Source organism: Aquisalimonas sp. (genome assembly GCF_007120195.1).
GTDB lineage: Bacteria > Pseudomonadota > Gammaproteobacteria > Nitrococcales > Aquisalimonadaceae > Aquisalimonas.
Genome location: NZ_SKOG01000073.1, coordinates 28841 through 52895, shown reverse-complemented (window position 1 = coordinate 52895; position 24055 = coordinate 28841). Strand labels below are relative to the sequence as shown.

Here is a 24055-nt window from a genome sequence, read left to right as displayed (position 1 = left end):
CATGCTGTATCGCGAATCCGGACAGTTCAAGACGACCTACGCCGCCGACCAGGCCATTCTGCCGATCAAGCAGGACCTCTACTTTGTCATCCTGGCAATCCTTATTGCGGTGGCGATCCCGTTCTTCGTCTCCAATTACGTCATCCAGGCGCTGCTGTTGCCGTTTTTGATCTACTCCCTGGCGGCCATCGGGCTGAATATCCTCGTGGGCTATTGCGGCCAGATCTCGCTCGGAACCGGTGGTTTCATGGCAGTCGGGGCCTTCGCCGCCTGGAACCTGATGGCGCGCATCCCGGATATGCCGCCGCTGGTGGCATTCATCCTCGCGGGGCTGATTGCCGCGGGGGCGGGGATTCTTTTCGGTCTGCCGGCACTGCGCATCAAGGGGTTCTACCTGGCGGTGACCACGCTGGCAGCCCAGTTCTTCCTGATCTGGCTGTTGCAGCGGCCCTGGTTCGTTGGCTACAGCCCCACGGGCGTGATCTCGGCGCAGACCATCGAGATCCTGGGCTGGCGCGTCGACACCCCGGTGGACCGTTACCTGTTCGCACTGGCCGTGCTGATCGTCATGGCGCTCGTCGCCAAGAACCTGGTACGCAGTGCCACTGGGCGAAAATGGATGGCCATACGGGACATGGACGTGGCCGCGGAGATCATCGGCATCCGGCCGATGATCACCAAGCTCAAGGCCTTCGCCGTGAGCTCCTTTTTCGTTGGCATCGCCGGTGTCCTGTGGGCCTATCTGTACCTGGGGCAGCTGGAGGCCGAGGCGTTCGACATCTACACGTCCTTTGATGTCCTGTTCATGGTCATCATCGGCGGTCTCGGTTCCATTCTGGGCAGTTTCCTGGGTGCAGCGTTCGTGGTCATCGTGCCGATCCTGCTGAACGTCATACCCGGCGCCCTTGGACTGCCGTTGGGTACGGCGATGATCAGTTACATCGAGATCTTCATCTTCGGTTCGCTGATCATCTTCTTCCTGATCGTCGAGCCCCACGGGCTTGCCCGCTTATGGAGCATCGCAAAGCAGAAGTTGCGGTTGTGGCCCTTCCCGTACTGATTCGGGGGAGGCCCGGCCCGGAGCGGTTTTTAGGGTGTGACCACGGTCCGATTGCCGTGGTATCCGGAGCACAAGGCGGGTCCCGAAACCCGCATGGAGGAGAGAGCAATGACATTTTCGATAACCCGAAAGCTCGGCGCGGTGGGTATGGGGCTGATCATCGGCATGACCGGCCTGTTCGCTGCCCAGGCGCAGGCCGATGAACAGTATCTGCCAAGTCTGGTGTATCGCACCGGTCCTTTTGCCCCCAGCGGTGTCGGTTTTGCCGACGGCTTTGCCGATTACGCCAGCCTGATCAACGCCACCGGTGGGATCAACGGCGTACAAATCCGGCTCGAGGAGTGCGAGACGGCCTATTCAAACGACCGCGGCGTGGAGTGCTATGAGCGGCTCAAGGGCCGTGGCAACGGTGCCACTGTGGTTGCGCCGCTGTCCACGGGGATTACCTATGCGCTGATCCCCCGCGCCCGTCGGGACAACATCGTCGTCCATTCCATGGGGTATGGCCGTGCGGACGCGGCGGATGGCCGCGTGATGGACTGGGTGTTCATGGTGCCCACCACCTATTGGTCCAGCTCCACCGTGACAATGCAGTACATCGCCGACCAGGAAGGCGGTTGGGAGAACCTGGAGGGGAAGACCCTCGTACACGCCTACCACGACTCCGCTTACGGCCGTGAGCCCCTGGCTCTGTTCCGCGGCTACGCCGAAGAGTACGGCTTCACCCTTGAGGAAATGGCCATCTCGCCCCCCGGCGTGGAGCAGCGTTCGGTCTGGACGCAGATCCGGCGTATGCAGCCGGACTGGGTGTCGTTGTACGGCTGGGGCGTCATGAACCCCACGGCAATCCGCACCGCCGCGTCGATGGGTATCGACCGTGAACGGATCATTGGCGGCATCTATGCCGCCCAGGATGATGCCGTGCGGCCGGCAGGCAGTGCTGCCGTGGGCTACAAGGCGGTGACCTTCCACGGTCCCGGGCGTGACTACCCGATCTATGACGAGCTGCAAGAGCACGTCTTCGATGCCGGAAACGCGGCGGGTGGCGGTGACCAGATCGGCAACATCGCCTACAACCGCGGCTTGATTAACGCCGCCTACATCGTGGAAGCCTGGCGCCAAGCGCAGGAAGAGTTCGGCGAAGGCGAGGTGATGGGCCGCGAGGAGACCAAATGGGCCTGGAATCAGCTGACCGTCGATGAGGAGCGCACGGAAGAGCTTGGCATGGCCGGGCTGATGCCACCAATCAACGTCACCTGCGAGGATCACGAGGGCGGTGGTCTGGCCCAGATCCAGCAGTGGGATGGTGAGAGCTGGAACGCCCTGACCGACTTCATGGAGCCTGACCTGGAGCGGGTCTTCCCGATGTATCGGGAGTCCGCCGAGAGCTTCGCCGAGAGCGAAGGCATCGAGGTGCGGGAGTGCGACTGAAGCCCTGAAGGTGCCGCCGGGCGCGTATCGCGCCCGGCGGCGGGCGACACGGGAGGCAAGTCAATGGCGGAGCAAACCGGCGAGGCGGCACCGCTCCTGGATATGCAGAACGTCGAGGTGGTGTACAACCACGTGGTTCTGGTGCTCAAGGGCGTGTCCCTGCACGTGAGGGAAGGCGATATTGTGGCGTTGCTCGGCGGTAACGGTGCCGGCAAGAGCACAACGCTCAAGTGCATCTCCGGTTTGCTGACCGGGGAGCGGGGTGAGATCACCCGCGGCTCGCTCACCTACGACGGCGAGGACATCAGCCACATGCCCGCGCCGGCCCGTGTGGAGCGTGGCCTGTCTCACGTCATGGAGGGCCGGCGGGTTTTCGAGCACCTGAGCGTCGAAGAGAATCTCATGGTGGGGTCCTACAGCCGCAAGATCAGCGGGGCCGAGGCGCTGTCCGAAATCGAGCGCGTCTATGAATACTTTCCGCGCCTGAAGGAGCGGCGCAAATCCACGGCCGGTTACACCTCCGGCGGCGAGCAGCAGATGCTGGCGCTGGGGCGGGCGCTGATGGCCAAGCCGCGCATGATCCTGCTCGACGAACCCTCCATGGGGCTCGCGCCACAGTTGGTGGAGGAGATCTTTCACATCGTCTCGCGCCTGCGCAAAGATGAGAAAGTGACCTTCCTGGTCGCGGAACAGAACACGAACGTTGCACTGAAGCACGCCGACTTCGGCTACATCCTGGAGAACGGGCGTGTGGTCCTCTACGGCACCGGCACCGATCTCAAAGAGAATGCCGACGTCAAGGAGTTCTATTTGGGTGTGGGGTCCGGGGAGGCCCGCAAGAGCTTCCGCAACGTCAAGCACTACCGCCGCCGGAAGCGCTGGCTTGCCTAAGCGCGCAGGCGGCCAATGGCATGCATAAGGAGTTGGAGCCTTTGAATGAGCATCCGTATTATGACGCGCGCGAGGCACGCCCCGTGGATGAACGGCTCGCCGAACAGCTGAGCACGGTCCGCGAGGTGCTGAAACACGCGCGCGAGCGCTCCCGCTACTGGGGGCAGGCGCTTGCGGATGTGGAACCGCAGTCCATCCAGAGCCTTGCCGACATGGCGCGGGTGCCCCTGACACGCAAGGCGGACATCCCCGGACGCCAGGCCGAAGATCCGCCGTTCGGAGGGATGGAGGCGGCCCCCATGAGCGAACTCGCCCATGTCTTCCAGTCGCCGGGGCCCATTTTCGAGGCCGCCGAGACCAAGGGCGATTACTGGCGTTTCGGTCGTGCATTCTGGGCAGCCGGGCTGCGCCCTGGACAACTCGTGCACAACACTTTCTCCTACCACCTGACCCCGGCGGGCATGATGATGGACAGTGGGGCCCGCGCGGTGGGTTGTCCGGTCTTTCCGGCAGGCATCGGTAATACCGATGTGCAGGTGGAGGCCATCGAACGGCTGCGGCCGCAAGTCTATGGCGGCACCCCATCGTTTCTCAAGGCATTGCTGGACAAGGGCACAGAGCTCGGGCGTGATGTATCCTCCATCGACCGCGCGCTTGTGGGCGGCGAGCCACTCAGCGGCGCTCTGCGGCAGGAGATGAGTGGACGCGGCGTGCGAGTGCTGCAGGCGTTCGCCACCGCCGAACTGGGGTTGGTGGCCTTTGAATCCGAATCGCTGGACGGGCTGATCGCCGACGAGGACGTACTCCTCGAGGTGGTTCGCCCCGGTAGCGGTGATCCCGTCGCCGCAGGCGAGGTGGGCGAGATGGTGGTCACTGTGCTGCGCGCCGGTGCGTTCCCCGTCATCCGGTTTGCCACAGGCGATCTGACTGCGTTCCTGCCTGGTCCCAGCCCCTGCGGGCGGACGGCGCCGCGCATCAAGGGCTGGATGGGGCGCGCCAACCAGACCACCAAGGTCAAAGGCATGTTCGTCACCCCTGAGCAAATCAACACCATCATGGCCCGGCACCCGGAGATCAGCCGGGCGCGGTTGGTCGTGACCCGGGACAATGAGAAGGACGCCATGAGCCTGCAGGTAGAGTCTACAATTTCGGATTCCGCGTTTGCCGGGCAAGTGGCGGAGACATTGCAGGCCGTCACCAAGATGCGCGGCCAAGTGCAGATCAAGGGCGCCGGCGAGCTGCCCAACGACGGCAAGGTGATCGCGGACGAGCGCTCGTTCGACTGAGCCTCACCGCTGTCGCTGACTGTCAGCAGCCAATCCCTGCAGAGGCAGGGTGCGAGGAGAGACTATGAGTACAGTACGCGACTCAGCAGCGCAGAGCGTGCCGTTGCTGATTAATGGCGAGTTCGTGCAGAGCACCACGGGGGAGTGGATCGACGTGACCAACCCCGCGACCCAGGAGGTCATCGGCCGCGCGCCGGTAACCACCAAGGCAGAAATGGACAAGGCGTTTGCGGCCGCGGAGGAGGCGTTCAAGACTTGGCGCCATGTCCCGGTACAGGAGCGCACGCGGTGCCTCATGCGCTACCAGGCCCTGCTCAAGCAGCACCACGATGAGCTTGCCGAGATCCTTGCGCGGGAGACGGGCAAGACCATGGCCGATGCCAAGGGCGATGTCTGGCGCGGCATCGAGGTGGTGGAGCACGGCTGCAGCATGCCCACGCTCATGATGGGCGAGACGACGGAGAACGTCGCCAACAGCGTGGATACCCACAGCATGGTCCATCCCATTGGGGTGTGCGCCGGGATCACGCCCTTCAACTTCCCGGCCATGATCCCGCTGTGGATGTACCCTCTGGCGGTGACCTGCGGCAACACCTTTGTGCTCAAGCCCTCGGAGCAGGACCCCTTGACCCCGACCCGCCTGGCGGAACTCTTTCATGAGGCGGGCTTCCCTGCAGGAACGCTGCAGGTGGTGCATGGTCGCAAGGAGCAGGTGGATCATATTCTCGAGCACCCGGCCACCAAGGCGATCTCCTTTGTCGGCTCCGTGCCGGTGGCGACCCACGTCTACCGGACGGGGACGCATAACCTCAAGCGCGTGCAGGCCATGGGCGGGGCCAAGAACCACATGGTGGTCATGCCCGATGCCAACAAGGAGCAGGTGATCAACCAGCTTGTGGGGGCCTCCTGCGGCGCGGCCGGCCAGCGCTGTATGGCCATCTCCACGGCGGTGTTCGTGGGCGAGGAGACCCGCGGCTGGATGGATGGAATCCGCGAGGCGGTGAGCAGCATCCGCCCCGGACCGTCCAGTGACCCGGACGCCGCCTTCGGCCCGCTGATCAGCCCCGCGGCCAAGGAACGCGTGGAGCGGCTCATCGGTACCGCCGAGGCGGAAGGCGCAAAGCTCCTGCTGGACGGCCGTGGCTGCACCGTTGATGGCTACCCGCATGGCAACTGGGTGGGGCCGACCCTGATCGACGAGGTCACCACTGACATGACGGTCTACAAGGAAGAGATCTTCGGCCCGGCCCTGTTGTGCATGCACGTGGACACCCTCGAGGAGGCCATTGAGCTGGTCAATGCCAACCCATACGGCAACGGCACCTCCATCTTTACCCGCTCCGGCGCGGCGGCGCGCAAGTACCAGCACGAGACCGAGGTCGGCCAGGTGGGCGTGAACCTGCCCATCCCCGTGCCGGCACCGTTCTTTTCGTTCACCGGTGGCAAGCACTCGTTTTTCGGTGATCTGCACGCCTACGGCAAGCAGGCCATCCGATTTTATACCGAGACGCGCACGGTGATCAGCCGCTGGCCGGAATCCGATCTGCCGACCGGGCCAAACATGACCATCAACTTGCGGTGACACCGTCGGGGCGGCGGTCGCCCACTGCTGCCCCGTCGTTCGAGCGGGAGGTCGCATGGATTTCGAACTCAACGACGACCAGCTCGCATTCCAGGAGACCGCGCGCGAGTTCGCCCATCGCGAACTCGCGCCCAATGCGGCACGGTGGGACGAGCAGTGCGTTTTCCCGGTGGAGACCCTGCGGCTGGCCGGGGAACTGGGCTTCTGTGGTGTCTACTGCCCGGAAGACGTCGGTGGCCTCGGACTCTCGCGGCTCGACGCCACCATTATCTTCGAGGCGCTGGCCGGCGGCTGTACGTCCACCACGGCCTACATCACCATCCACAACATGGCGACCTGGATGGTCGCGACCTTTGGCACGGGGGCGGTACGCGAGAGCTGGTGCCCGCAGCTTACTAGCGGCGACATGCTCGCCTCCTACTGCTTGACCGAGCCGGGGGCCGGTTCCGATGCCGCCTCCCTGCGGACCAAGGCGGCGCGCGATGGCGATGGTTACCGCCTCAACGGCAGCAAGGCGTTTATCTCCGGCGCCGGCGAGACCGACCTGCTGGTGGTCATGGCGCGCACCGGGGGCAGTGGCCCCTCCGGGGTGACCGCCTTCGCCGTGCCGGCCGATTCGGACGGTATTACCTACGGGCGTAAGGAAGGCAAGATGGGCTGGAACAGCCAGCCCACCCGTGGCATTACCTTTGAGGACGTCTACGTGCCGGCTGCCAACCGCCTGGGCGCGGAGGGCGAGGGCTTCAAGATCGCCATGCGCGGCCTCGACGGCGGGCGGCTCAATGTTGCCACCTGCTCCGTGGGCACGGCCGCCGCCGCCCTGGACGCATCCCTGCGTTACGCCCGCGAGCGCAAGCAGTTCGGCCGGGTCATTAGCGAATTCCAGGGCGTGCAGTTCAAGCTGGCGGACATGGCCACGGAGCTGGTGGCCGCCCGGCAGATGGTGCGTCTGGGCGCTGCGCGCCTGGATGCCAAGCATCCGGAGGCCAGCACGTATTGTGCCATGGCCAAGCGCCTGGCCACCGACCTCGGCTTTCGCATCTGCAACGAGGCGCTGCAGATCCACGGCGGTTACGGCTACATTCGGGAATACCCCTTGGAGCGCCATGTCCGCGACGTGCGCGTGCATCAGATACTCGAAGGGACCAACGAAATCATGCGCGTGATCATCGCCCGGCGCCTGCTGGCGCCGGGCAGCGAGAACCTTCTCGCCTGAGGCGGCGGGTGGCCTCGGCAGCACCATTTACTAACCGAGACTGGGGACATCATGGCTTTTGAAACCATTCGTGCTGAGAAACGCGGTGCCGTTGGCCTACTGACCCTCAACCGGCCCAAGGTCCTCAATGCCCTGAACAGTACCCTGATGCGGGAGCTGGGCGAGGCGCTGGCGGCCTACGAGGCGGACAACGATGTGGCCGTGATGGTCATTACCGGCAGCGACAAGGCTTTCGCCGCCGGTGCTGACATCAGCGAGATGCAAAGCAAGAGCTTTGCCGATGTCTACACCGAGGATTTTATTACCGCGAGCTGGGAAGACGTGACGCGCTGCCGCAAGCCCGTTATCGCCGCCGTCAGTGGCTACGCCCTGGGCGGTGGCTGCGAGCTGGCCATGATGTGCGATTTCATCCTTGCCGCGGACACGGCGAAGTTCGGCCAGCCGGAGATCAAGATCGGGGCCATTCCAGGCGCGGGTGGGACGCAGCGTCTGACCCGTTTCGTGGGTAAATCCAAGGCCATGGAAATGTGTCTCACCGGTCGTATGATGGATGCCGACGAGGCCGAGCGCTCCGGGCTGGTCAGCCGCGTGGTTCCGGCCGACCAGCTGCTGGACGAGGCCATGAAGACGGCCGAGCGGATCGCCGGGCTCTCGCGGGTCGCGGTTAGCATGGCGAAGGAAGCCGTCAACCGCAGCTACGAGACCACGCTCTCCGAAGGGGTGCGCTTCGAGCGGCGCGTGTTCCATTCCGTGTTCGCCACCGAGGATCAAAAGGAGGGCATGGCCGCCTTTGTGGAGAAGCGTGAGCCGCAGTGGAGGAATCGCTGATGGCGGCCGATGCGCCTGTTGTCATTGAAGCTGTACCGACGGGCGACGGCCAGCGCCTGATGCGGGTGCGGCTGAATGCCGAGAGGGCCCTGAATGCCCTGAGCCAGGCCATGATCGATCGGCTGCAGCCGGCCCTGGAGGAATGGGCAGGCGATGACACGGTGGCGGCGGTGTTCCTGGAGGGCACCGGCGGCAAAGCATTCTGCGCTGGCGGCGATGTGGTGGGCCTCTACGACGATATGCGCCAGCGCGCGGTGGGCGACCCCTGCCCGGTGGCCGAGCAGTTCTTCACCTCGGAGTACCGGTTGGATTACACCCTGCATACCTTTCCAAAGCCCATTGTCTGTTGGGGGGAAGGCATCATCATGGGAGGCGGCGTCGGTCTGCTGGCCGGGGCCAGTCACGGGATCGTGACCGAGCGCTCGCGGCTTGCCATGCCCGAAATGGCCCTCGGCCTGTTCCCGGACGTCGGCGGTACGTTCTTCCTCAACCGCATGCCAGGGCGCCTGGGCTATTACCTGGGCCTGACCGGTGAGCATATTTTCGCCACGGACATCTTTGCCGTGGGGCTTGGCAACTACGTCATCCAGTCAGACCAGCGCGAGCGCGTCGTCGACGCGCTCGCCGCCGCCAGCTGGGGTCGCATGGCGCGGGAGCGCCACGAGACCGCCAGTCAGGTGCTGGGCGGAATCTGGCGCGATAAGGACGCCACCGGCGGGACGCCACTCATGGACCGCTTTGCCCGGATCCAGGCGCTCACCGACCATGCCACGCCCGCGGCCGTCATCGAGGCCATCAACCGCGGCGCGCAGACCGAGGAATGGCTCAAGTCTGCGGCTGAGGGCCTCAAGCGCGGCTGTCCCGTCTCCCAGGCCGTCTTCGACAGACAGTATCGGGGCGGCAGGCACCTGTCGCTTGCGGCGTGTTTTCAGCGCGAGCTGCGGATCGCCGTGCAGGCATCGCGCGGCCCGGATTTCCGTGAGGGTGCCCGGGCGCTGCTCATCGACAAGGACCGGAATCCGTCCTGGTCGGTGCCGTCACTGGCGGAGGTCTCCGAGGCGGTCGTCGACGCGCATTTCACGCTGCCGGCGGATTACCATACCCACCCGCTGGCGGATCTCTAACACAAAGGCAGGGCGCCGGTCGGCCGGAGGCCCCCCTCAATAAAACGGCCCGGAGGAGAGAATATCCCATGGCGACGATCGGTTTTATCGGACTGGGCAACATGGGCGGCCCCATGGCCGCTAATCTGGTCAAGGGCGGCCATACCGTGCAAGGGTTCGATCTTTCGGCGGAGGCTGTGGCGCGGCTCACTGGCGCAGGAGCGAAAGGCTGTGCCAGTGCCGGGGAAGCGGCAAGCGGGGTTGAGGTGGTGATTTCCATGCTGCCCGCGGGCAAGCATGTGCGTGATCTCTACCAGGGCAGCGGTGGGCTGCTGGCATCGGTCGCCAAGGGAACGTTGCTGGTGGACTCCAGCACCATCGATGCGGATACCACCCGTGCCGTCGCCGCTGAGGCGGACAAGGCCGGTTGCCCCATGATCGATGCCCCGGTCTCCGGTGGCGTCGCCGGGGCCGAGGCGGGGAAGCTCATCTTCATGGTTGGCGGCGAGACCGGGCCGGTGGAACAGGCACGGCCCATTCTCGACATGATGGGGCGGGCGGTTTTCCATGCCGGCCCTGCCGGTGCCGGGCAGGTGGCGAAGATGTGCAACAACATGCTGCTCGCCATCAGCATGATCGGCACCTCCGAGGCGATCAACCTCGGCATCGCCGAGGGCCTGGATCCGAAAGCCCTTTCCGAGATCATGCAGCAGAGTTCCGGTGGCAACTGGGTGCTGAACGGCTACAATCCGCATCCTGACGCCATGGATGGCACCCCGGCGTCCAGGGGGTATACCGGTGGCTTCGGCACGGCGCTCATGCTTAAGGATCTGGGCCTCGCCATGGAGGCCGCGCTCAAGGACGGCAAGGCAACACCGCTAGGGGCACTCGCGCGCACGATCTACACGCTGCATGACGCCGCGGGCAATGGTCATAAGGATTTTTCCAGCGTCATCGAGTTCCTGCAACACGGTGGACGTCCGTCGCAATGAGCACAGTGCGCTGCGAAACACGTGACGGGGTCACCACGGTGATCCTGGATCGGCGCCACAGCCGCAACGCCGTTGATCCGGAGACCGCACGGGCGTTGTACCGTGCATTCCTGGATTTCGAGGCGGACGACGCGGCCAGTGTCGCCGTGTTGTTCGGCGACAACGGCACCTTCTGTGCCGGGGCGGACCTCAAGGCCGTGTCCACCGGTGCCCTGGGGGGCTATCTCAGTGAGCTGGAGCCGCCCGGCGACACGGATACAATCACCGGTTTGCCGGGCCCCATGGGGCCATCGCGGCTGGGCCTGAGTAAGCCGGTGATCGCCGCCGTCTCCGGGTATGCGGTGGCCGGTGGCATGGAACTGGCGCTGTGGTGTGATCTTCGGGTGATGGAAGCCAGCGCCCGTTTTGGGGTCTATTGCCGGCGCTGGGGTGTCCCGCTCATCGACGGAGGCACTGTTCGGCTGCCGCAGATTGTCGGGCTTGGCCGCGCCCTGGACCTCATTCTCACCGGGCGCACCGTCGAGGCCGACGAGGCGTACGCCATGGGGCTGTGCAACCGTGTCGTCCCGGATGGTCAGGCGCGCGCCGCGGCCGAAACCCTGGCCCGGGAACTCACCCGTTTCCCACAGTTGTGCTTGCGCATGGACCGGGCGTCCGTCTACGCGCAGCACGGGCAGCCGGTGGGTGAGGCGTTGCGTGGCGAATACGAGCGTGGCCTGTGTGCCCTGCGCGGGGAAGGGGTCGCCGGAGCCGCGCGATTCGCCCGCGGCCATGGCCGCCATGGGGACTTCGGCGATCTGTGAGGCAGCGATGGACATCGACGTGCCGGCGATCGACCCCAGCGCCACCGGAAGTGGCAGGTGCATGACGCCTTCGGCGGGTGCACCTGACGCCCGGACCCGAGCCGGTGTCCCGCTGCCCCCGGTGAGAGCGACCCGCTCGCGCGCCGCCAGGATGTCCGGCTCAGATCAGCCGCTCCACGGCGACGGCGGTCGCTTCGCCGCCGCCGATGCACAGCGATGCCACGCCTTTTTTCAACCCATGTTGTTGCAGCGCGTTCAACAGCGTGACGATGATGCGCGCGCCGGAGGCGCCGATCGGATGGCCCAGGGCGCAGGCGCCGCCGTGGACGTTCACCGCGTCGTGGGAGAGGCTCAGTTCCTTCATGGCGGCCATGACCACCACGGCGAAGGCCTCGTTGATCTCGTAGAGATCCACCTCATGGGCCGACCAGCCCACGTGTTCCAGCAACTGGCTAATCGCCCCCACGGGCGCGGTGGTAAACCACTGCGGCTCGCGCGCGTGGCTGGCCTGGCCGCGTATGACGGCCAGCGGTGCCAGGCCGCGCCTGTCGGCTTCGCTGCGTGGCATGAGCACCAGCGCCGCGGCGCCGTCGGAGATGGAGCTGGCGTTCGCCGCGGTCACAGTGCCTTGGGGGTCGAAGGCCGGCTTCAGCGTGCGCAGTTTTTCCGGGGCGGCATTCCAGGGCTGCTCGTCGCGGCTGATGGAGCGCTCGCCGCGGCGCTCCTTGATGGTAATCGGCGTGATCTCGGCCTCGAAGGTGCCATCCTCGGAGGCCTTGCGTGCGCGTCGCAGGGAGGCCTCGGCGTAGTCATCCTGGCCCTCGCGGCTGAAGCCGAAATGCCTGACGCAGCGCTCAGCGAAGCGGCCCATCAGCTCGCCTTTCTCATAGGCGTCCTCCAGGCCGTCGAAGAACATGTGGTCGGTGATTTTGCCGTGACCGAGCCGGTAGCCGCCGCGGGCCTTGTCGAGCAGGTACGGTGCGCGGGACATGTTTTCCATGCCGCCGGCGACGGTGACGCGGCCGCGGCCAAGGGCAAGCACGTCGTGGGCGAACATGGTCGCGCGCATGCCAGAGCCGCAAACCTTGCTGACGGTGGTGCAGGGGACGGACTGGGGCAGTCCGGCACCGAGCGCGGCCTGCCGGGCGGGGGCCTGGCCGAGGCCGGCAGGGAGGACGTTGCCCATGAACACCTCGTCCACGGCATCGAAAGGCACGCCGGCGCGTTCCAGGGCCGCGGCGATGCTGCGGCTGCCCAGCTCGGTGGCGGCCACGCCGGAGAGATCGCCCATCAGCCCCCCCATGGGGGTGCGTGCGCTACCGACAATAACAATCGGATCGTCCTGCATTCCAGTTCTCCTGGTGGCGGGCTGGCTGCCCGGTGTTTGCGTGTTGCGGCTGGTCGTGGGGCGCGGCTCGAGTCCTTTGCGCACAGTCAAGCGGCCGATGCGCCGCTGTTCACGCGACAGCATCCCATCTGGCCGCAGCCAGCCGGTCATCACAGGATGCGCCCCGCACCGTGCCCCTGGAGAGACACGGACCGGCCAGGGCGCTCCTCCTGGTATTGTCGACCCGGCTCGTGCCCCCGTCCAGATGCATTACCCGGTCGGGACTCTGCACACACCCAGCTCGAGCAGTTCGCCGATCGTTGTCGCATCCACGCCCCAGTCCGCCAGGGCGGCCTCGGTGTCCTCGCCGGGCCTCCGGGCACCGGTGGTGAGTTCTGGGCGGGTGCGGGAGAATCGCGGAGCGGGAGCCGCCTGGGTCATGCCGTCGTGGTGCACGAACGTGCCGCGGGCCCGATTGTGGGAGTGGTCGGGGGCCTCATCCATGTCCAGTACCGGGGCAAAGCAGACGTCCGTGCCTTCGAGCAATTCGCACCATTCCTCGCGGGTTCTGCTGGCGAAGACGGCCGCGAAGCGCTGGCGCATGGCGGGCCAGTGCTTCTGGTTCATTTGCTCCGCGCACTCCGGGACGCCGGTGAGGCCGATGCGCTCGAGCAGTTCCCGGTAGAACTGTGGTTCCAGTGCGCCGATGCTGATGTGGCGGCCGTCGGCGCAGGGGTACGTGTCGTAGAAGGGGGCGCCGCCATCGAGCAGATTGGTGCCGCGCGCGCTGCTCCACAATCCCTGGGCCTTGAGGCCGTGGAAGAGACTCATGAGCAGCGAGGAGCCGTCGGTCATGGCGGCGTCCACCACTTGGCCCTTGCCGGACTGGCGCGCTTCGAGCACCGCACAGACGACGCCGAAGGCGAGCATCATGGCACCGCCGCCGTAGTCGCCCACCAGGTTCAGGGGGGGCACCGGGCGTTCGCCCGCGCGGCCGATACCGTGCAGCGCGCCGGAAAGGGCGATGTAGTTGAGGTCGTGCCCTGCCGCCTGGGCGAGGGGGCCGTCCTGGCCCCACCCCGTCATGCGACCGTAGACGAGCTGCGGGTTGCGCTCCATGCAGGGCTCCGGCCCAAGGCCCAGGCGTTCCATCACGCCGGGACGGTAGCCTTCCAGCAGGATATCGGCCTGCTCGAGCAGTTGCAGCACGGTGCCGGCGCCGGCGGGGTGTTTCAAGTCCAGTGCCACGGAGCGCCGGCCCCGGGCGGTGACCGGATCGTCCACCGGCAATGCAGCCGCGCCCAGGCGATCGATTCGCAATACCTCCGCCCCCATGTCCGCGAGCATCATCCCGCAGAATGGGCCAGGGCCGATGCCTGCCATTTCGACAACACGGATGCCTTTGAGGGGGCCCATGGGTGTCCTCCGCAAGTCAGTAATGTGATGGGCAATGCCCGAGTCTCGGCAAGTCTGAGTGCGCGCGGGCGTGGCGCCAACAGTCCAGCGTTTTCCAGAGCGGGTCAAGCGGCCCGCCTGCACCGATTCCGGCCGTCAGCGGCAGACAGAGCGATCTGACAATCGAGTGGAGGGAGTGATATGCAGATTAATGAGCGTGTATTTCTTGTGGCGGGGGGTGCCTCCGGTCTGGGTGAATCCACGGTGCGGCGCCTGGTCGACCGGGGTGCCCGGGTTGTGGTTGCGGACATGAACGAGGAGGGGGGTGGCAAGCTTGCCCATGAGCTAAGCGGGGCGGTGCACTTCGTGCGCTGCGACGTGACCCGCGAGGCCGATGGCCAGCACAGCGTGGATGCCGCGAAAGAGACTTTTGGCGCGCTGCACGGGCTGGTGAACTGTGCTGGCGTGAGCAGCGCCGAAAAAACCGTCGGCAAGGACGGCCCGCACGACCTGGGCCGGTTCAATCAGGTCGTGCAGATCAACCTGGTGGGTACCTTCAATATGACCCGTCTGGCCGCCGCCCTGCTGAGCGAAAACACGCCGGATAAAGAGGGCGAGCGGGGCGTGATTATCAACACCGCTTCGGTCGCCGCCTTCGAGGGGCAGATCGGTCAGGCCGCCTACGCCGCCTCCAAAGCCGGTGTCGCCGGCATGACACTGCCCATCGCCCGGGACCTGGCCCGGTACGGCATCCGTGTTATGACCATCGCGCCGGGGCTGTTCGAGACACCGATGCTGCTGGCGATGCCCGAGAAGGTGCAGGAAGCCTTGGGGAGGAGTGTGCCGTTCCCGCCCCGACTGGGTCGGCCGGATGAATACGCTCAACTGGTGGAGACCATTATCGGCAACACCATGCTCAACGGGGAGACGATACGACTGGATGGGGCGATCCGTATGCAGCCGAAGTAGGGGCGAGGAGCAGGGAGCCAAGGGCGAGCGGCGCGGGTTGCGGTGCCGGAGCTGGCGCGCGACTGCACCCGCGTCGAGGATTTAGTGCCCATCCATGGCCGTGGCGGCTGGTGAGCGGCACGCTCGCCCTGTGCGCAGAAGCAGAGCCCGGGGGGGTTATCGGCCCAGGATCGAGCGGGCGATGATCTCTTTCATGATCTCGTTGCTGCCGCCATAGATGCGCTGCACGCGGGCATCCACGAAATCGCGGGCGATTGGGTACTCCTGCATATAGCCGTAGCCGCCGAAGAACTGAAGGCATTGATCGGCCACCCGGAACTGCAGGTCCGTGGTGGTGAGCTTGGCGATGGAGGCATTCGTGGTGGTGAGCTCACCCCGGTTGTACTCCTCCGTGCACTGCCGGATGAACGCCTGGTTCACCGCGATCTGGGAATGCAGATCGGCCAGCGCGAAACGCGTGTTTTGCATGGCCCCAATCGCCTGGCCGAACGCCTTGCGCTCCTGCACGTAGTCAATGGTGCGCTCCAACATGCCCCGGCAGGCGGCAACGGCGCCAATGGCGAGAATCAAGCGCTCACGCGGCAGCTCGGTCATGAGATTGGCGAATCCACGGCCTTCACCGCCAAGGATTTGGTCACTGGCCACGCGCAGATCCTGGAAAAACAGCTCGGCTGTGTCGGAGCCGTGCTGACCGATCTTCTCCAGCTTGCGGCCCCGGTCGAAGCCGGGCAGGGAGGTGTCCACCGTGAAAAGCGTCATCCCCTTGGCGCCGGCCTTGGGGTCGGTCTTCGTCGCCAGGATGAGAACGTCGGCGTGGAAGCCATTGGTGATGAAAGTCTTCTGACCGTTGATGACGAACGCGTCTGCGTGCGCATCGGCACGGGTTTTCATGGCCTGGAGATCCGAGCCGGCGCCGGGCTCGGTCATGCCGATGGCGCCTACAGCCTCGCCGCTGACCATTCGCGGCAGCCAAGCCCGTTTCTGCTCCTCTGTGCCGAGATGCAGAATGTAGGGTGCAACAATATCCGAGTGGACGGAGATGTTGGTAGCCAAACCGCCGAAGCCCATGCGGGCAACCTCCTCGACGACCACGGCGGAGAGCTGGAAGTCACCGCCAAACCCGCCGTATTCCTCCGGCACGTCCACACAAAGAAACCCGTTTTCGCCCAGGCGGTTCCAGACCTCGCGAGGGAACAGCCTGTCTTGCTCCCAGGTGGCGTAATGGGGCGCAATCTCGTTGGCCAGAAAGCGCCGCAGTGTATCGCGGAACAGCTCGATTTCGCTGGCCTCAAGCATGGTCTTTCTCCTTCACTCCCGGTATCCGCAGAGGTTACTCCCGGCCGGGCGCTGCGTCGATTGCCGCGGTGCTTGGCTGGGAGCTGGCGCGCACGTGTGAGCCGGTCACCGGGTCCTTATAGACAAGGAGTTCGGCATGAACTTTGAGAATTTAATGCGACAGCGCTACAGCACGCGTGCGTTCCTGTCCGATCCAGTGCCGCCCGGCATCATTCGGCACATCCTCGACGTGGCGCAGAAATCACCGTCCTGGTGCAACACGCAGCCCTGGGAGGTGGTTGTCACACAGACCCCGTCGGCCACGCAGCGCCTGCGCGAGCAGCTCTGCAAGCACGCCGCCTCCCGTCTACCGGCCCAGCCTGACCAGCCTTTCCCGCGGGAGTATGTGGGTGTGCATGACGAGCGCCGCAAGCAATGCGGGGCCGCGCTCTACGATGCGCTGGGGATCGGTCGGGACGACCGTGAAGCGCGAACACGGCAGACGCTTCGCAACTACGCCTTTTTCGGTGCCCCGCATGCCATGCTGGTGTTCTGTCACGAGAGCCTGGGCTTCTACGGGGGTGTGGATTGTGGCGTGTATATCCACGCCTTCATGTTGGCCGCCCTGGACCAGGGGGTGCACTCCATCGCCCAGGCCTCGCTCGCCGCCTACCCGGATCTCATCCGTGACCATTTCGAGATCCCGGCCGACCGCAAGCTGTTATTCGGCTGCGCCTTCGGTTATGCCGACGAACACCATCCGGTGAATCGCTACCGTACGGAGCGTGCCGCAATCACCCATGTCGTAAGGTACGTGCGGTAGCTTGGCTCAAGCGCCCGCGTACAGACGGTTAGGCGTGAGGAGGCGGATGTGCGTGAATGCGTGACCCGAGGCGGCAAGGCCGCCTCGGGTCACGGCGCGAGTGGGTCAGTAGCCGGCAGAGGTGTTCCGGGCCGTTGCAGCGCGTAGCTCGGTGTTCTTGGTCACACCGTGCCACTGGCAGAGGTCCTCGGCGGTTCGTTGCACCCAGGCCAGGGTATCCTCCACCTGGTTGAACGTATTCATGTGGAACCCGGCTAGCCCGGGCCCTTCAGGCGTATCGAATGCCGGGACCAGCGCCTGGATCAATTCGTCGGGCCGGTACGTGCTGCCGCCGAACAGGCGCGAGGCGAGCCCGGATTGACGTCGCAGCACCCGCGTGGAGGCCCCCAAGCCGATGCGCATGGCGAGCCCCATGAGCTTCATCCGGTCGATGACCCCCGGCAGGCCGATATACACCGGCAGTCTCAGGCCGCGCCGCTGCTGCGCCGCGAGCCAGAGCAGAATCACCTGTGCATCGAAGCAGATCTGGGTAACCGCGTAGTCCGCCAGCTCGTTCTTGACGTCCAGCGCGCCCTGCATGTCCGCGGACGAAATGCTTGCATGGGCCTCCGGGTACGCCGGAACGCCGATGATCTCGGGCCGTGGGCTCATCGCCGCCATGGTCTCAAGGAGCTCGCGGCCACCGCGATACGGGCCAGCGGGAGCCGGGGCGTCGCCGCCGACAACGAAGACCTCGTGCAAGCCGGAGCGGGCCAGCCGGTCGAGGATTGTCTGCAGCTCCGCGTTGCCATGGATCAGCCGGGCGGCCACGTGCGGAACGGCGTGATAGCCCTCAGCGATCAGGGATTCGGCCAGGCGCAGCGATGTGTCGATACCGTGCTTGGGCGAGCAGGTCACGGTGATCGTGGACCCGGTCGGGAGCAGGCGGGCCTGCTCCATCATCCCGCCGATGGGGATCAGCTCGTACCGGGGCGCTGCCAGGGCCTCGCAGCCCCGGGCAGCTCCGTTCGTTGTCACTGCTGTCGCCTGCCACATTGCCTCGTCCTCCGGGGGTCTCCGCGTCGGCTTCCGGGCTGCCGGCACGTCTGTGGGTGCGTGGGGCGTGCCGTACCGTTGGCCGCAATGTAGCGCCGCGTGTGGGGTGTCATCGCCTCGGGGGCGACAACCAGTTGCTCTGCTGCGTCACGGCGTAACTCCATGTCGCCAGGGGAAAATCCGGCGTCGTGCCCGGTGTCGCAGGTAGGTAAGGTGCCGTCGCCGCCGGACAGCGGGGAGTGACGCCCCTTCTCTACCTTAGGTGGAGGCGTCCATTGCTGATGAGTGGACCGGACGCCGCGGAGTGGATCCGCCAACTTCTGCACCAGCGCGCGCCGAGAGGGCACCATGGCAACCGTCACCCGTATTCCTGTTGAAATCGATGAGGCGTCCGGCGAGTGGCGTATGGACGGCCTACCCATGCTCCTGCTTCCCCGGGAAGACATGGCGCGACTGCAGGGCACGGTCGCGGGCGGCCCAGCCGAGGCGGCCTGGCAAGCTGTGGCGCGACGGTCGGCCCACAATTGGTGCGCAACCGAAGCCCAGCGCTCGGGAAGTGATCCCGTGACCGTGGTCGAACGCTACCTGGAGAACCTGTCGCAACGGGGGTGGGGTCGGTTCGAGCTGCTCTACTGCCGGCCCGACGACTGTGGCGCCGCGGTGCGTGTATATAACTCGCCGTTCGCCCTGGTGCCGGGCTCCGAAGCACGGGCCTGCCGGACATTCGTTGCCTGGCTCGAAGGGGCCATGAACTGGGCCTGCAGCGATCCGGACTACCTCGCCATTGCCGAAGAGCGTTGTTGCGTCGCCGGCGGTGCCGAGGCCTGCGAATTTGTGATCCGGCCGTCGGTGGCCTCCGACGACGATTGAACGGCGCAGATCGCACCCGGCGTCCCGCGCTGCGACCCCGCGACTTAATCAACCCAGGGGAGCGTTTTCATGCAACGCTATTCCGCACTCAATATTGCCCGCCACGCCGCGACTGGACACCGTCATTGGGAACCGGCCTGGCGGCAAGCGGCACCGCGGCGCCGCTACCGGGTGCTGATTGTCGGCGGTGGCGGTCACGGCCTGGCGAGCGCCTATTATTTGGCGCGCGAGCATGGCATCACCGACGTCGCGGTGCTGGAGAAGGGCTGGATCGGCGGCGGCAACACCGGGCGCAACACGACGATCGTGCGCTCGAACTACCTCTGGAGTGCTTCCGCCGCCCTGTATGAGCAGTCCATGAAGCTTTGGGAGGGCCTCTCCGCTGATCTCAACTTCAACGTGATGTTCAGCCAGCGCGGCGTGCTCAACCTGGGTCATACCCTGCAGGACATGCGCGACATCCGCCGGCGCGTCAACGCCAACCGCCTGAACGGCATCGACGGCGAGGTGCTCGACCAGGCCGGGGTCAAGAAACGGGTGCCGTTTATCAACACGGATCCGGGTATCCGCTTCCCGGTCATGGGCGCCTCCTGGCAGCCCCGTGCCGGCATTGCCCGCCACGACGCCGTGGCTTGGGGCTTTGCCCGCGCCGCGGATTCCCTGGGCGTGGATGTGGTGGAGAACTGCGAGGTCACTGGGATCCGGCGGGAAAACGGTTCCGTGGTGGGCGTGGACACCTCCCGCGGGCCGATCGATGCCGACCGCGTCGGCGTCGTGGTCGCCGGCCACGCGGGGGTGCTGGCGGAGATGGGCGGTTTTCGGCTGCCAATCGAGAGCCATCCTCTCCAGGCCCTGGTCTCGGAGCCCATCAAGCCGATTCTGGACACTGTGGTCATGTCCAACGCCATCCACGTCTACGTCAGCCAGTCGGACAAGGGCGAGCTGGTGATCGGTGCGGGCATCGATGCCTACAACGGCTACGGCCAGCGCGGCAGCATGCAGACCATCGAGCATTTCCTCTCCGCCCTGGTCGAGCTGTACCCGATCTTCAGCCGCATGCGCTTGCTGCGCCACTGGGGCGGCATCGTGGACACCTGCCCGGACGCCTCGCCGATTATCGGCAAGACACCGGTGAAGGGGCTGTACTTTAACTGCGGCTGGGGGACGGGCGGGTTCAAGGCGACCCCCGGTTCCGGCTGGGTCTTCGCGCACACGCTCGCAACCGGTGAGCCGCACCCGATCAACGAGCCGTTTTCACTGCAGCGCTTCGAGACGGGGGCGCTCGTGGACGAGCATGGCGCCGCCGCGGTGGCGCATTAGAAGGACCGGAGGTAAACCCCATGCTGCTGATCCCGTGCCCTTGGTGCGGCCCGCGCGACGAAAGCGAGTTCAGTTACGGCGGTGAGGCGCATATCGCTCGGCCCCGGGAGCCCGAGAGCCTCTCGGACGCCGAATGGGCCGATTATCAATTCATGCGCACCAACCCCTGCGGCTGGCACCGGGAGCAGTGGCTGCACGCCCACGGCTGCCGCCGCTGGTTCAACGTCGAGCGCAACACGGCGACCTATGCCATCCGCGCGGCCTATCGCCTGGATGAGGCACCGCCGCACCGGGAGGATGCACTATGAACCAGCCCCGTCGCCTGGAGCAGGGTGGCCTCGTGGATCGCGAGCGGCCCGTGGGCTTTCGTTTCGACGGACGCGAGATGCAGGGCTATGCGGGGGATACCCTGGCGTCGGCGCTGCTGGCCAACGGGGTGAATGTGGTCAACCGCAGCATCAAGCTGCACCGCCCGCGGGGGATCGTTGGCCATGGTGCCGAGGAGCCCAATGCGTTGCTGCAGATCGACCGTGGTGCGGCGACGCTGCCGGACCGGCGTGCCACCCAGACGGAACTCTACGAGGGGCTGGAGGCGCGGCCGGCAGTGGGGCGTCCCGAACGGGATCCGGCTGCGGCGATGGGTGCATTGTCGCCGTTCATGCCAGCGGGTTTTTACTACAAGACCTTCATGTCACCCCGGGGCTGGTGGGAACGCTACGAGCAGGTGATCCGTCCGGCGGCGGGCTTCGGCTATGCGCCCGACGGGCCGGACCCGGACATCTATGACCGTCGCAATGCCCATTGCGACGTGCTCGTGGCCGGGGGCGGCCCGGCGGGTCTGCAGGCGGCGCTGAGTGCGGCGCGGGGCGGCGCGCGGGTGATCCTGGCCGACGAGCAGGCTCGCTTCGGCGGTGGTCTGCTCGCCAGCGAGGCGCGTATTGATGGCGGGCCGGCACTGGTCTGGGTTGACGCCATGGTCGCCGAGCTGGCTGCCATGCCCGAGGTGACCCTGCTGCCCCGAACGGCCGTGTTCGGCAACTACGATCACGGCTTTGTCGGGCTTGTGGAGCGCCTGGGGGATCACGTGCCACCACAGCAGCGCACCGGGCCGCGAGAGCGCTATTGGCGCGTGCGTTCGCGGCAATTGGTGATTGCTGCGGGCGCCATCGAGCGGCCCATTGTCTTCGGCAATAACGACCGGCCCGGCATCATGATGGCCTCGGCAGTGACCACCTACATCCGCCGCTACGGGGTTCTACCGGGGCGCAAGGCCGTGGTGTTCACAAACAACGACTCCGCCTACGCGACCGTCGCCGCGCTGCGGGCGGCCGGGGCTTCCGTGGTGGTGGCCGATGCCCGGGAGGAGCCGGGCGCGCTGGCGGCCGCGGCGCGGCAGCAGGGTGTCGATGTGCGCGCCGGCAGTGCCGTACTCAGTGCCCACGGGCGCAAGCATGTCACCGCCGTCACGGTGGGTGACCTCGCGCGGCACCGCCACGAACGGCTGGACTGCGACCTGGTCGCCGTCTCCGGGGGCTGGAATCCGGCGGTGCACCTCCACTCCCACATCCGCGGACCACTGCGTTTTGACCACGACCTTGCCGCACCGGTCCCGGCGCCGGGGCCGGAGCACGTGCGCTCCGCCGGCGCCTGCGCGGGCCGTTTTGACCTGGCGGAGGTGCTGGCGGCAGGTGCACACGCCGGGGCTGCCGCGGCCGGCGCACTGGGCTTCGAGGGCGCGGTCGCGGCGGTGCCCGATACGCAGGGTGCCGATCCCGTCCCGGGCGCGCTGCGGGTGCTCTGGCGGGCGCCCCAACCGCCGGAAGGCAAGGCACCGGCCTTCGTGGACCTGCAGAACGACGTCAAAACCAGCGACCTTGCCTTGGCCGTTCGGGAAGGCTACCGCTCCATCGAGCACGTCAAGCGTTACAGCATCATGGGCTTTGGCACGGACCAGGGGCGCCTGGGGAATATCGTCGGTGCCGGCATCGTTGCCGAACTGTTGGGCGCAGACCTGGAAACCGTGGGGACCACGACGTTCCGGCCCGCCTGGACGCCCGTCACCTATGGCGCCCTGGCGGGCGAAGAGCTGCGCGAGCTGTTTCAGCCGGTGCGCAACACTCCCATGCATGAGTGGCACGTGGCCCGGGGCGCGACCTTCGAGGACGTGGGTCAGTGGAAGCGTGCCTGGTACTACCCGCGGCCGGGGGAGTCCATGGACGATGCGGTCCGCCGCGAGTGCCTGGCGACCCAGCGCGGCATCGGCGCATTGGACTACTCCACCCTGGGCAAGATCGACATCCAGGGCCCGGATGCGGTCACGCTGCTCGAGCGTGTGTACACCAACAATTGGCAGAAGCTCGCCGTGGGCCGTTGCCGCTACGGCATCATGCTGGACGAGAACGGCACGCCGATCGACGACGGCGTCACGGCGCGGCTCGGTGAGCAGCACTATCTGATGTACACCACCACCGGCGGTGCGGCCCGCGTACTGGCCTGGCTGGAGCGGTGGCTGCAGACGGAGTGGCCGCAGCTGGAGGTTTATCTGACTTCGGTGACCGACCACTGGGCGACCCTCTCCCTGGCCGGGCCCTACAGTCGCGACCTGGTGCGGGACCTGGGCACGGACGTGGATCTCGACCCGCAGGCCTTTCCGTTCATGTCCGTGCGGGAAGGCCACGTGGCGGGGATCCCCGCCCGGCTGCAGCGCTCGAGCTTCAGTGGCGAATTGACCTTTGAAGTGAGCGTGCCCGCCGACTACGGGCTCTGGCTGTGGGAGAAGGCCTTCGAGCTGGGCGAGCCGTACGGCATCACCCCCTACGGCACCGAGACCATGCACGTGCTGCGCGCGGAAATGGGCTTCATCATCGTCGGCCAGGACACGGATGGGTCAGTGAGCCCGCTGGATTTGGGGATGCACGGGCTGCTTAGCAACCGCAAGGATTTCCTCGGCAAGCGCTCCCTGGCCCGCCCGGACTTCCAGCGCGAGGACCGGCCGCAGTTCGTGGGGTTGCAGCCGGAGGATCCGGAAACCATCGTTCCCGAGGGGGCGCAGCTGGTGCGCAACCCGGATCAGACCACGCCTGTGCCCCTGGAGGGCTGGGTGACGTCCAGCTATTACGGTGCCCGCATCGGCCGCAGTTTCGCCTTGGCTATGGTCAACGGCGGGCGCGAGCGTTACGGCGAACGCCTCATTGCCTGGGACCTGGACGCGGGGGCCATCCCGGTGACGGTGACCGCGCCGTCTTTCTACGAACCACCGCAGGGGTGACGCCATGACCGAACCGCTTGCACGGACACCGCTGACGGATGACGCCCTCCCGGCCTTTACCGGGATGAGGCTGGAGGCCGTTGCCCCCGGGGAGATTCTTAATGTGCGGGGAAATGGCGGCGACCCCGCCTTCACCGAGGCCGTGGCCTCGGCCCTGGGCTGCCCGCCACCGGTGACGCCCAACACCTGGGCGCCGGGCGAGGGGCTGCACCTGCTCTGGGTGGGGCCCGACGAGTGGCTGGCGGTGGTGGACGCCGAGGGTCCGTCGGGCCGGCTTGCCGCCCTGCGCAATGCCTTGGGCACTCAGCACGCGGCGGTAACCGCCCTGGGTGCGGGTTACGCGGCCGTGCAGATGGCGGGTGAGCGCGCCCGTGACGCGCTATCCCGCGGCACACCGCTTGACATTCACCCGCGAGAATTCGGGCCCGGGCAGTGCGCCCAGACCCGCCTCGCCCACGCCTCGGTGGTGCTGTGGCAGCTCGATGCGGCGCCGACGTTTCGGCTGCTGATCCGCCGCAGCATGAGTGGGTACCTGCGGGACTGGCTGCACGCCGTGATGCGGAGAATGGACGGGTGAGCGG

The 24055-nt window shown here is 66.4% G+C and carries 21 protein-coding genes; 17 read left to right on the top strand and 4 right to left on the bottom strand.

From position 1 onward, the window contains the following. The first annotated feature begins 1 nt into the window (after window position 1). The 10 genes from QZT63_RS06345 to QZT63_RS06300 all read left to right on the top strand — a co-directional run bounded on the left by QZT63_RS06345 (window position 2) and on the right by QZT63_RS06300 (window position 11192). Entirely contained in the window at window positions 2–1060 is a 1059-nt protein-coding gene (locus QZT63_RS06345; protein WP_290649546.1) for a branched-chain amino acid ABC transporter permease, read from the top strand. A 108-nt stretch (window positions 1061–1168) separates the two neighbouring features. Beyond that, window positions 1169–2491, top strand: a complete 1323-nt coding sequence (locus tag QZT63_RS06340) for an ABC transporter substrate-binding protein (RefSeq protein WP_290649544.1) — start codon at window positions 1169–1171, stop codon at window positions 2489–2491. 63 nt (window positions 2492–2554) lie between these two features. Continuing rightward, complete coding sequence (locus tag QZT63_RS06335) at window positions 2555–3382, top strand: ABC transporter ATP-binding protein (RefSeq protein WP_290649542.1); 828 nt, start codon at window positions 2555–2557, stop codon at window positions 3380–3382. A gap of 41 nt (window positions 3383–3423) precedes the next feature. Then, window positions 3424–4668 (top strand): AMP-binding protein, encoded by a 1245-nt coding sequence (locus QZT63_RS06330; protein ID WP_290649540.1) that lies wholly within the window; start codon window positions 3424–3426, stop codon window positions 4666–4668. Window positions 4669–4732: 64 nt separating this feature from the next. Continuing rightward, on the top strand, window positions 4733–6250 hold the full coding sequence (locus QZT63_RS06325; protein ID WP_290649538.1) for a CoA-acylating methylmalonate-semialdehyde dehydrogenase: 1518 nt from the start codon (window positions 4733–4735) through the stop codon (window positions 6248–6250). A 55-nt stretch (window positions 6251–6305) separates the two neighbouring features. Next, window positions 6306–7466, top strand: a complete 1161-nt coding sequence (locus QZT63_RS06320) for an acyl-CoA dehydrogenase family protein (protein ID WP_290649536.1) — start codon at window positions 6306–6308, stop codon at window positions 7464–7466. Between the two features lie 51 nt (window positions 7467–7517). Then, entirely contained in the window at window positions 7518–8294 is a 777-nt protein-coding gene (locus QZT63_RS06315; RefSeq protein ID WP_290649534.1) for an enoyl-CoA hydratase, read from the top strand. Further along, window positions 8294–9418, top strand: a complete 1125-nt coding sequence (locus tag QZT63_RS06310; RefSeq protein WP_290649532.1) for an enoyl-CoA hydratase/isomerase family protein — start codon at window positions 8294–8296, stop codon at window positions 9416–9418. Before QZT63_RS06315 ends, QZT63_RS06310 begins: the two co-directional genes overlap by 1 nt. 68 nt (window positions 9419–9486) lie before the next feature. Further along, window positions 9487–10389, top strand: coding sequence for a 3-hydroxyisobutyrate dehydrogenase (gene mmsB, locus QZT63_RS06305; protein ID WP_290649530.1), 903 nt, complete (start codon window positions 9487–9489; stop codon window positions 10387–10389). Further along, a complete protein-coding gene (locus QZT63_RS06300) occupies window positions 10386–11192 on the top strand; it encodes a crotonase/enoyl-CoA hydratase family protein (protein ID WP_290649528.1) in 807 nt (268 codons plus the stop codon). Before mmsB ends, QZT63_RS06300 begins: the two co-directional genes overlap by 4 nt. Before the next feature lie 160 nt (window positions 11193–11352). Here QZT63_RS06300 and QZT63_RS06295 read toward each other — a convergent pair whose 3' ends face one another. After that, window positions 11353–12540, bottom strand: a complete 1188-nt coding sequence (locus QZT63_RS06295) for an acetyl-CoA C-acyltransferase (RefSeq protein WP_290649526.1) — start codon at window positions 12538–12540, stop codon at window positions 11353–11355. Between the two features lie 249 nt (window positions 12541–12789). Then, the gene (locus QZT63_RS06290) at window positions 12790–13935 is read right to left on the bottom strand and encodes a CaiB/BaiF CoA-transferase family protein (RefSeq protein WP_290649524.1); all 1146 of its coding nucleotides are present in this window, start codon (window positions 13933–13935) and stop codon (window positions 12790–12792) included. 180 nt (window positions 13936–14115) lie between these two features. Between QZT63_RS06290 and QZT63_RS06285 the strand changes: the two genes are divergently transcribed. Continuing rightward, window positions 14116–14883 (top strand): 3-hydroxyacyl-CoA dehydrogenase, encoded by a 768-nt coding sequence (locus QZT63_RS06285; RefSeq protein ID WP_290649523.1) that lies wholly within the window; start codon window positions 14116–14118, stop codon window positions 14881–14883. A 156-nt stretch (window positions 14884–15039) separates the two neighbouring features. On the opposite strand, the gene QZT63_RS06280 is transcribed toward QZT63_RS06285, so the two are convergent. After that, entirely contained in the window at window positions 15040–16179 is a 1140-nt protein-coding gene (locus QZT63_RS06280) for an acyl-CoA dehydrogenase family protein (protein ID WP_290649522.1), read from the bottom strand. Window positions 16180–16315: 136 nt separating this feature from the next. On the opposite strand from QZT63_RS06280, the gene QZT63_RS06275 reads away from it, so the two are divergent. Continuing rightward, on the top strand, window positions 16316–16981 hold the full coding sequence (locus QZT63_RS06275) for a nitroreductase (protein ID WP_290649521.1): 666 nt from the start codon (window positions 16316–16318) through the stop codon (window positions 16979–16981). Between the two features lie 105 nt (window positions 16982–17086). Here QZT63_RS06275 and QZT63_RS06270 read toward each other — a convergent pair whose 3' ends face one another. After that, complete coding sequence (locus tag QZT63_RS06270; RefSeq protein ID WP_290649519.1) at window positions 17087–17998, bottom strand: methylenetetrahydrofolate reductase; 912 nt, start codon at window positions 17996–17998, stop codon at window positions 17087–17089. 366 nt (window positions 17999–18364) lie between these two features. On the opposite strand from QZT63_RS06270, the gene QZT63_RS06265 reads away from it, so the two are divergent. From QZT63_RS06265 to QZT63_RS06245, 5 genes are all read left to right on the top strand, one after another. Next, on the top strand, window positions 18365–18886 hold the full coding sequence (locus QZT63_RS06265) for a DUF5943 domain-containing protein (protein WP_290649517.1): 522 nt from the start codon (window positions 18365–18367) through the stop codon (window positions 18884–18886). A 69-nt stretch (window positions 18887–18955) separates the two neighbouring features. Then, window positions 18956–20206, top strand: a complete 1251-nt coding sequence (locus QZT63_RS06260; RefSeq protein ID WP_290649515.1) for a sarcosine oxidase subunit beta family protein — start codon at window positions 18956–18958, stop codon at window positions 20204–20206. Window positions 20207–20226: 20 nt separating this feature from the next. Beyond that, window positions 20227–20514 carry a sarcosine oxidase subunit delta gene (locus QZT63_RS06255; protein WP_290649513.1) on the top strand — a complete coding sequence of 96 codons (288 nt, stop codon included), beginning with the start codon at window positions 20227–20229 and terminating at the stop codon, window positions 20512–20514. After that, window positions 20511–23474, top strand: coding sequence for a sarcosine oxidase subunit alpha family protein (locus tag QZT63_RS06250; RefSeq protein ID WP_290649511.1), 2964 nt, complete (start codon window positions 20511–20513; stop codon window positions 23472–23474). The genes QZT63_RS06255 and QZT63_RS06250 overlap by 4 nt, the downstream gene beginning before the upstream one ends. 4 nt (window positions 23475–23478) lie before the next feature. Beyond that, the gene (locus QZT63_RS06245; protein WP_290649509.1) at window positions 23479–24051 is read left to right on the top strand and encodes a sarcosine oxidase subunit gamma family protein; all 573 of its coding nucleotides are present in this window, start codon (window positions 23479–23481) and stop codon (window positions 24049–24051) included. Window positions 24052–24055 lie beyond the last annotated feature (4 nt).

Excerpts from the sequence above, each read along its gene's own strand:
- QZT63_RS06345 (WP_290649546.1), top strand. The coding sequence starts at position 2 with ATGCTGTATCGCGAATCCGGACAGTTCAAGACGACCTACGCCGCCGAC.
- QZT63_RS06340 (WP_290649544.1), top strand. The coding sequence starts at position 1,169 with ATGACATTTTCGATAACCCGAAAGCTCGGCGCGGTGGGTATGGGGCTG.
- QZT63_RS06335 (WP_290649542.1), top strand. The coding sequence starts at position 2,555 with ATGGCGGAGCAAACCGGCGAGGCGGCACCGCTCCTGGATATGCAGAAC.
- QZT63_RS06325 (WP_290649538.1), top strand. The coding sequence starts at position 4,733 with ATGAGTACAGTACGCGACTCAGCAGCGCAGAGCGTGCCGTTGCTGATT.
- QZT63_RS06320 (WP_290649536.1), top strand. The coding sequence starts at position 6,306 with ATGGATTTCGAACTCAACGACGACCAGCTCGCATTCCAGGAGACCGCG.
- QZT63_RS06315 (WP_290649534.1), top strand. The coding sequence starts at position 7,518 with ATGGCTTTTGAAACCATTCGTGCTGAGAAACGCGGTGCCGTTGGCCTA.
- QZT63_RS06310 (WP_290649532.1), top strand. The coding sequence starts at position 8,294 with ATGGCGGCCGATGCGCCTGTTGTCATTGAAGCTGTACCGACGGGCGAC.
- mmsB (WP_290649530.1), top strand. The coding sequence starts at position 9,487 with ATGGCGACGATCGGTTTTATCGGACTGGGCAACATGGGCGGCCCCATG.
- QZT63_RS06300 (WP_290649528.1), top strand. The coding sequence starts at position 10,386 with ATGAGCACAGTGCGCTGCGAAACACGTGACGGGGTCACCACGGTGATC.
- QZT63_RS06295 (WP_290649526.1), bottom strand. The coding sequence starts at position 12,540 with ATGCAGGACGATCCGATTGTTATTGTCGGTAGCGCACGCACCCCCATG.
- QZT63_RS06290 (WP_290649524.1), bottom strand. The coding sequence starts at position 13,935 with ATGGGCCCCCTCAAAGGCATCCGTGTTGTCGAAATGGCAGGCATCGGC.
- QZT63_RS06285 (WP_290649523.1), top strand. The coding sequence starts at position 14,116 with ATGCAGATTAATGAGCGTGTATTTCTTGTGGCGGGGGGTGCCTCCGGT.
- QZT63_RS06280 (WP_290649522.1), bottom strand. The coding sequence starts at position 16,179 with ATGCTTGAGGCCAGCGAAATCGAGCTGTTCCGCGATACACTGCGGCGC.
- QZT63_RS06275 (WP_290649521.1), top strand. The coding sequence starts at position 16,316 with ATGAACTTTGAGAATTTAATGCGACAGCGCTACAGCACGCGTGCGTTC.
- QZT63_RS06265 (WP_290649517.1), top strand. The coding sequence starts at position 18,365 with ATGGCAACCGTCACCCGTATTCCTGTTGAAATCGATGAGGCGTCCGGC.
- QZT63_RS06260 (WP_290649515.1), top strand. The coding sequence starts at position 18,956 with ATGCAACGCTATTCCGCACTCAATATTGCCCGCCACGCCGCGACTGGA.
- QZT63_RS06255 (WP_290649513.1), top strand. The coding sequence starts at position 20,227 with ATGCTGCTGATCCCGTGCCCTTGGTGCGGCCCGCGCGACGAAAGCGAG.
- QZT63_RS06250 (WP_290649511.1), top strand. The coding sequence starts at position 20,511 with ATGAACCAGCCCCGTCGCCTGGAGCAGGGTGGCCTCGTGGATCGCGAG.
- QZT63_RS06245 (WP_290649509.1), top strand. The coding sequence starts at position 23,479 with ATGACCGAACCGCTTGCACGGACACCGCTGACGGATGACGCCCTCCCG.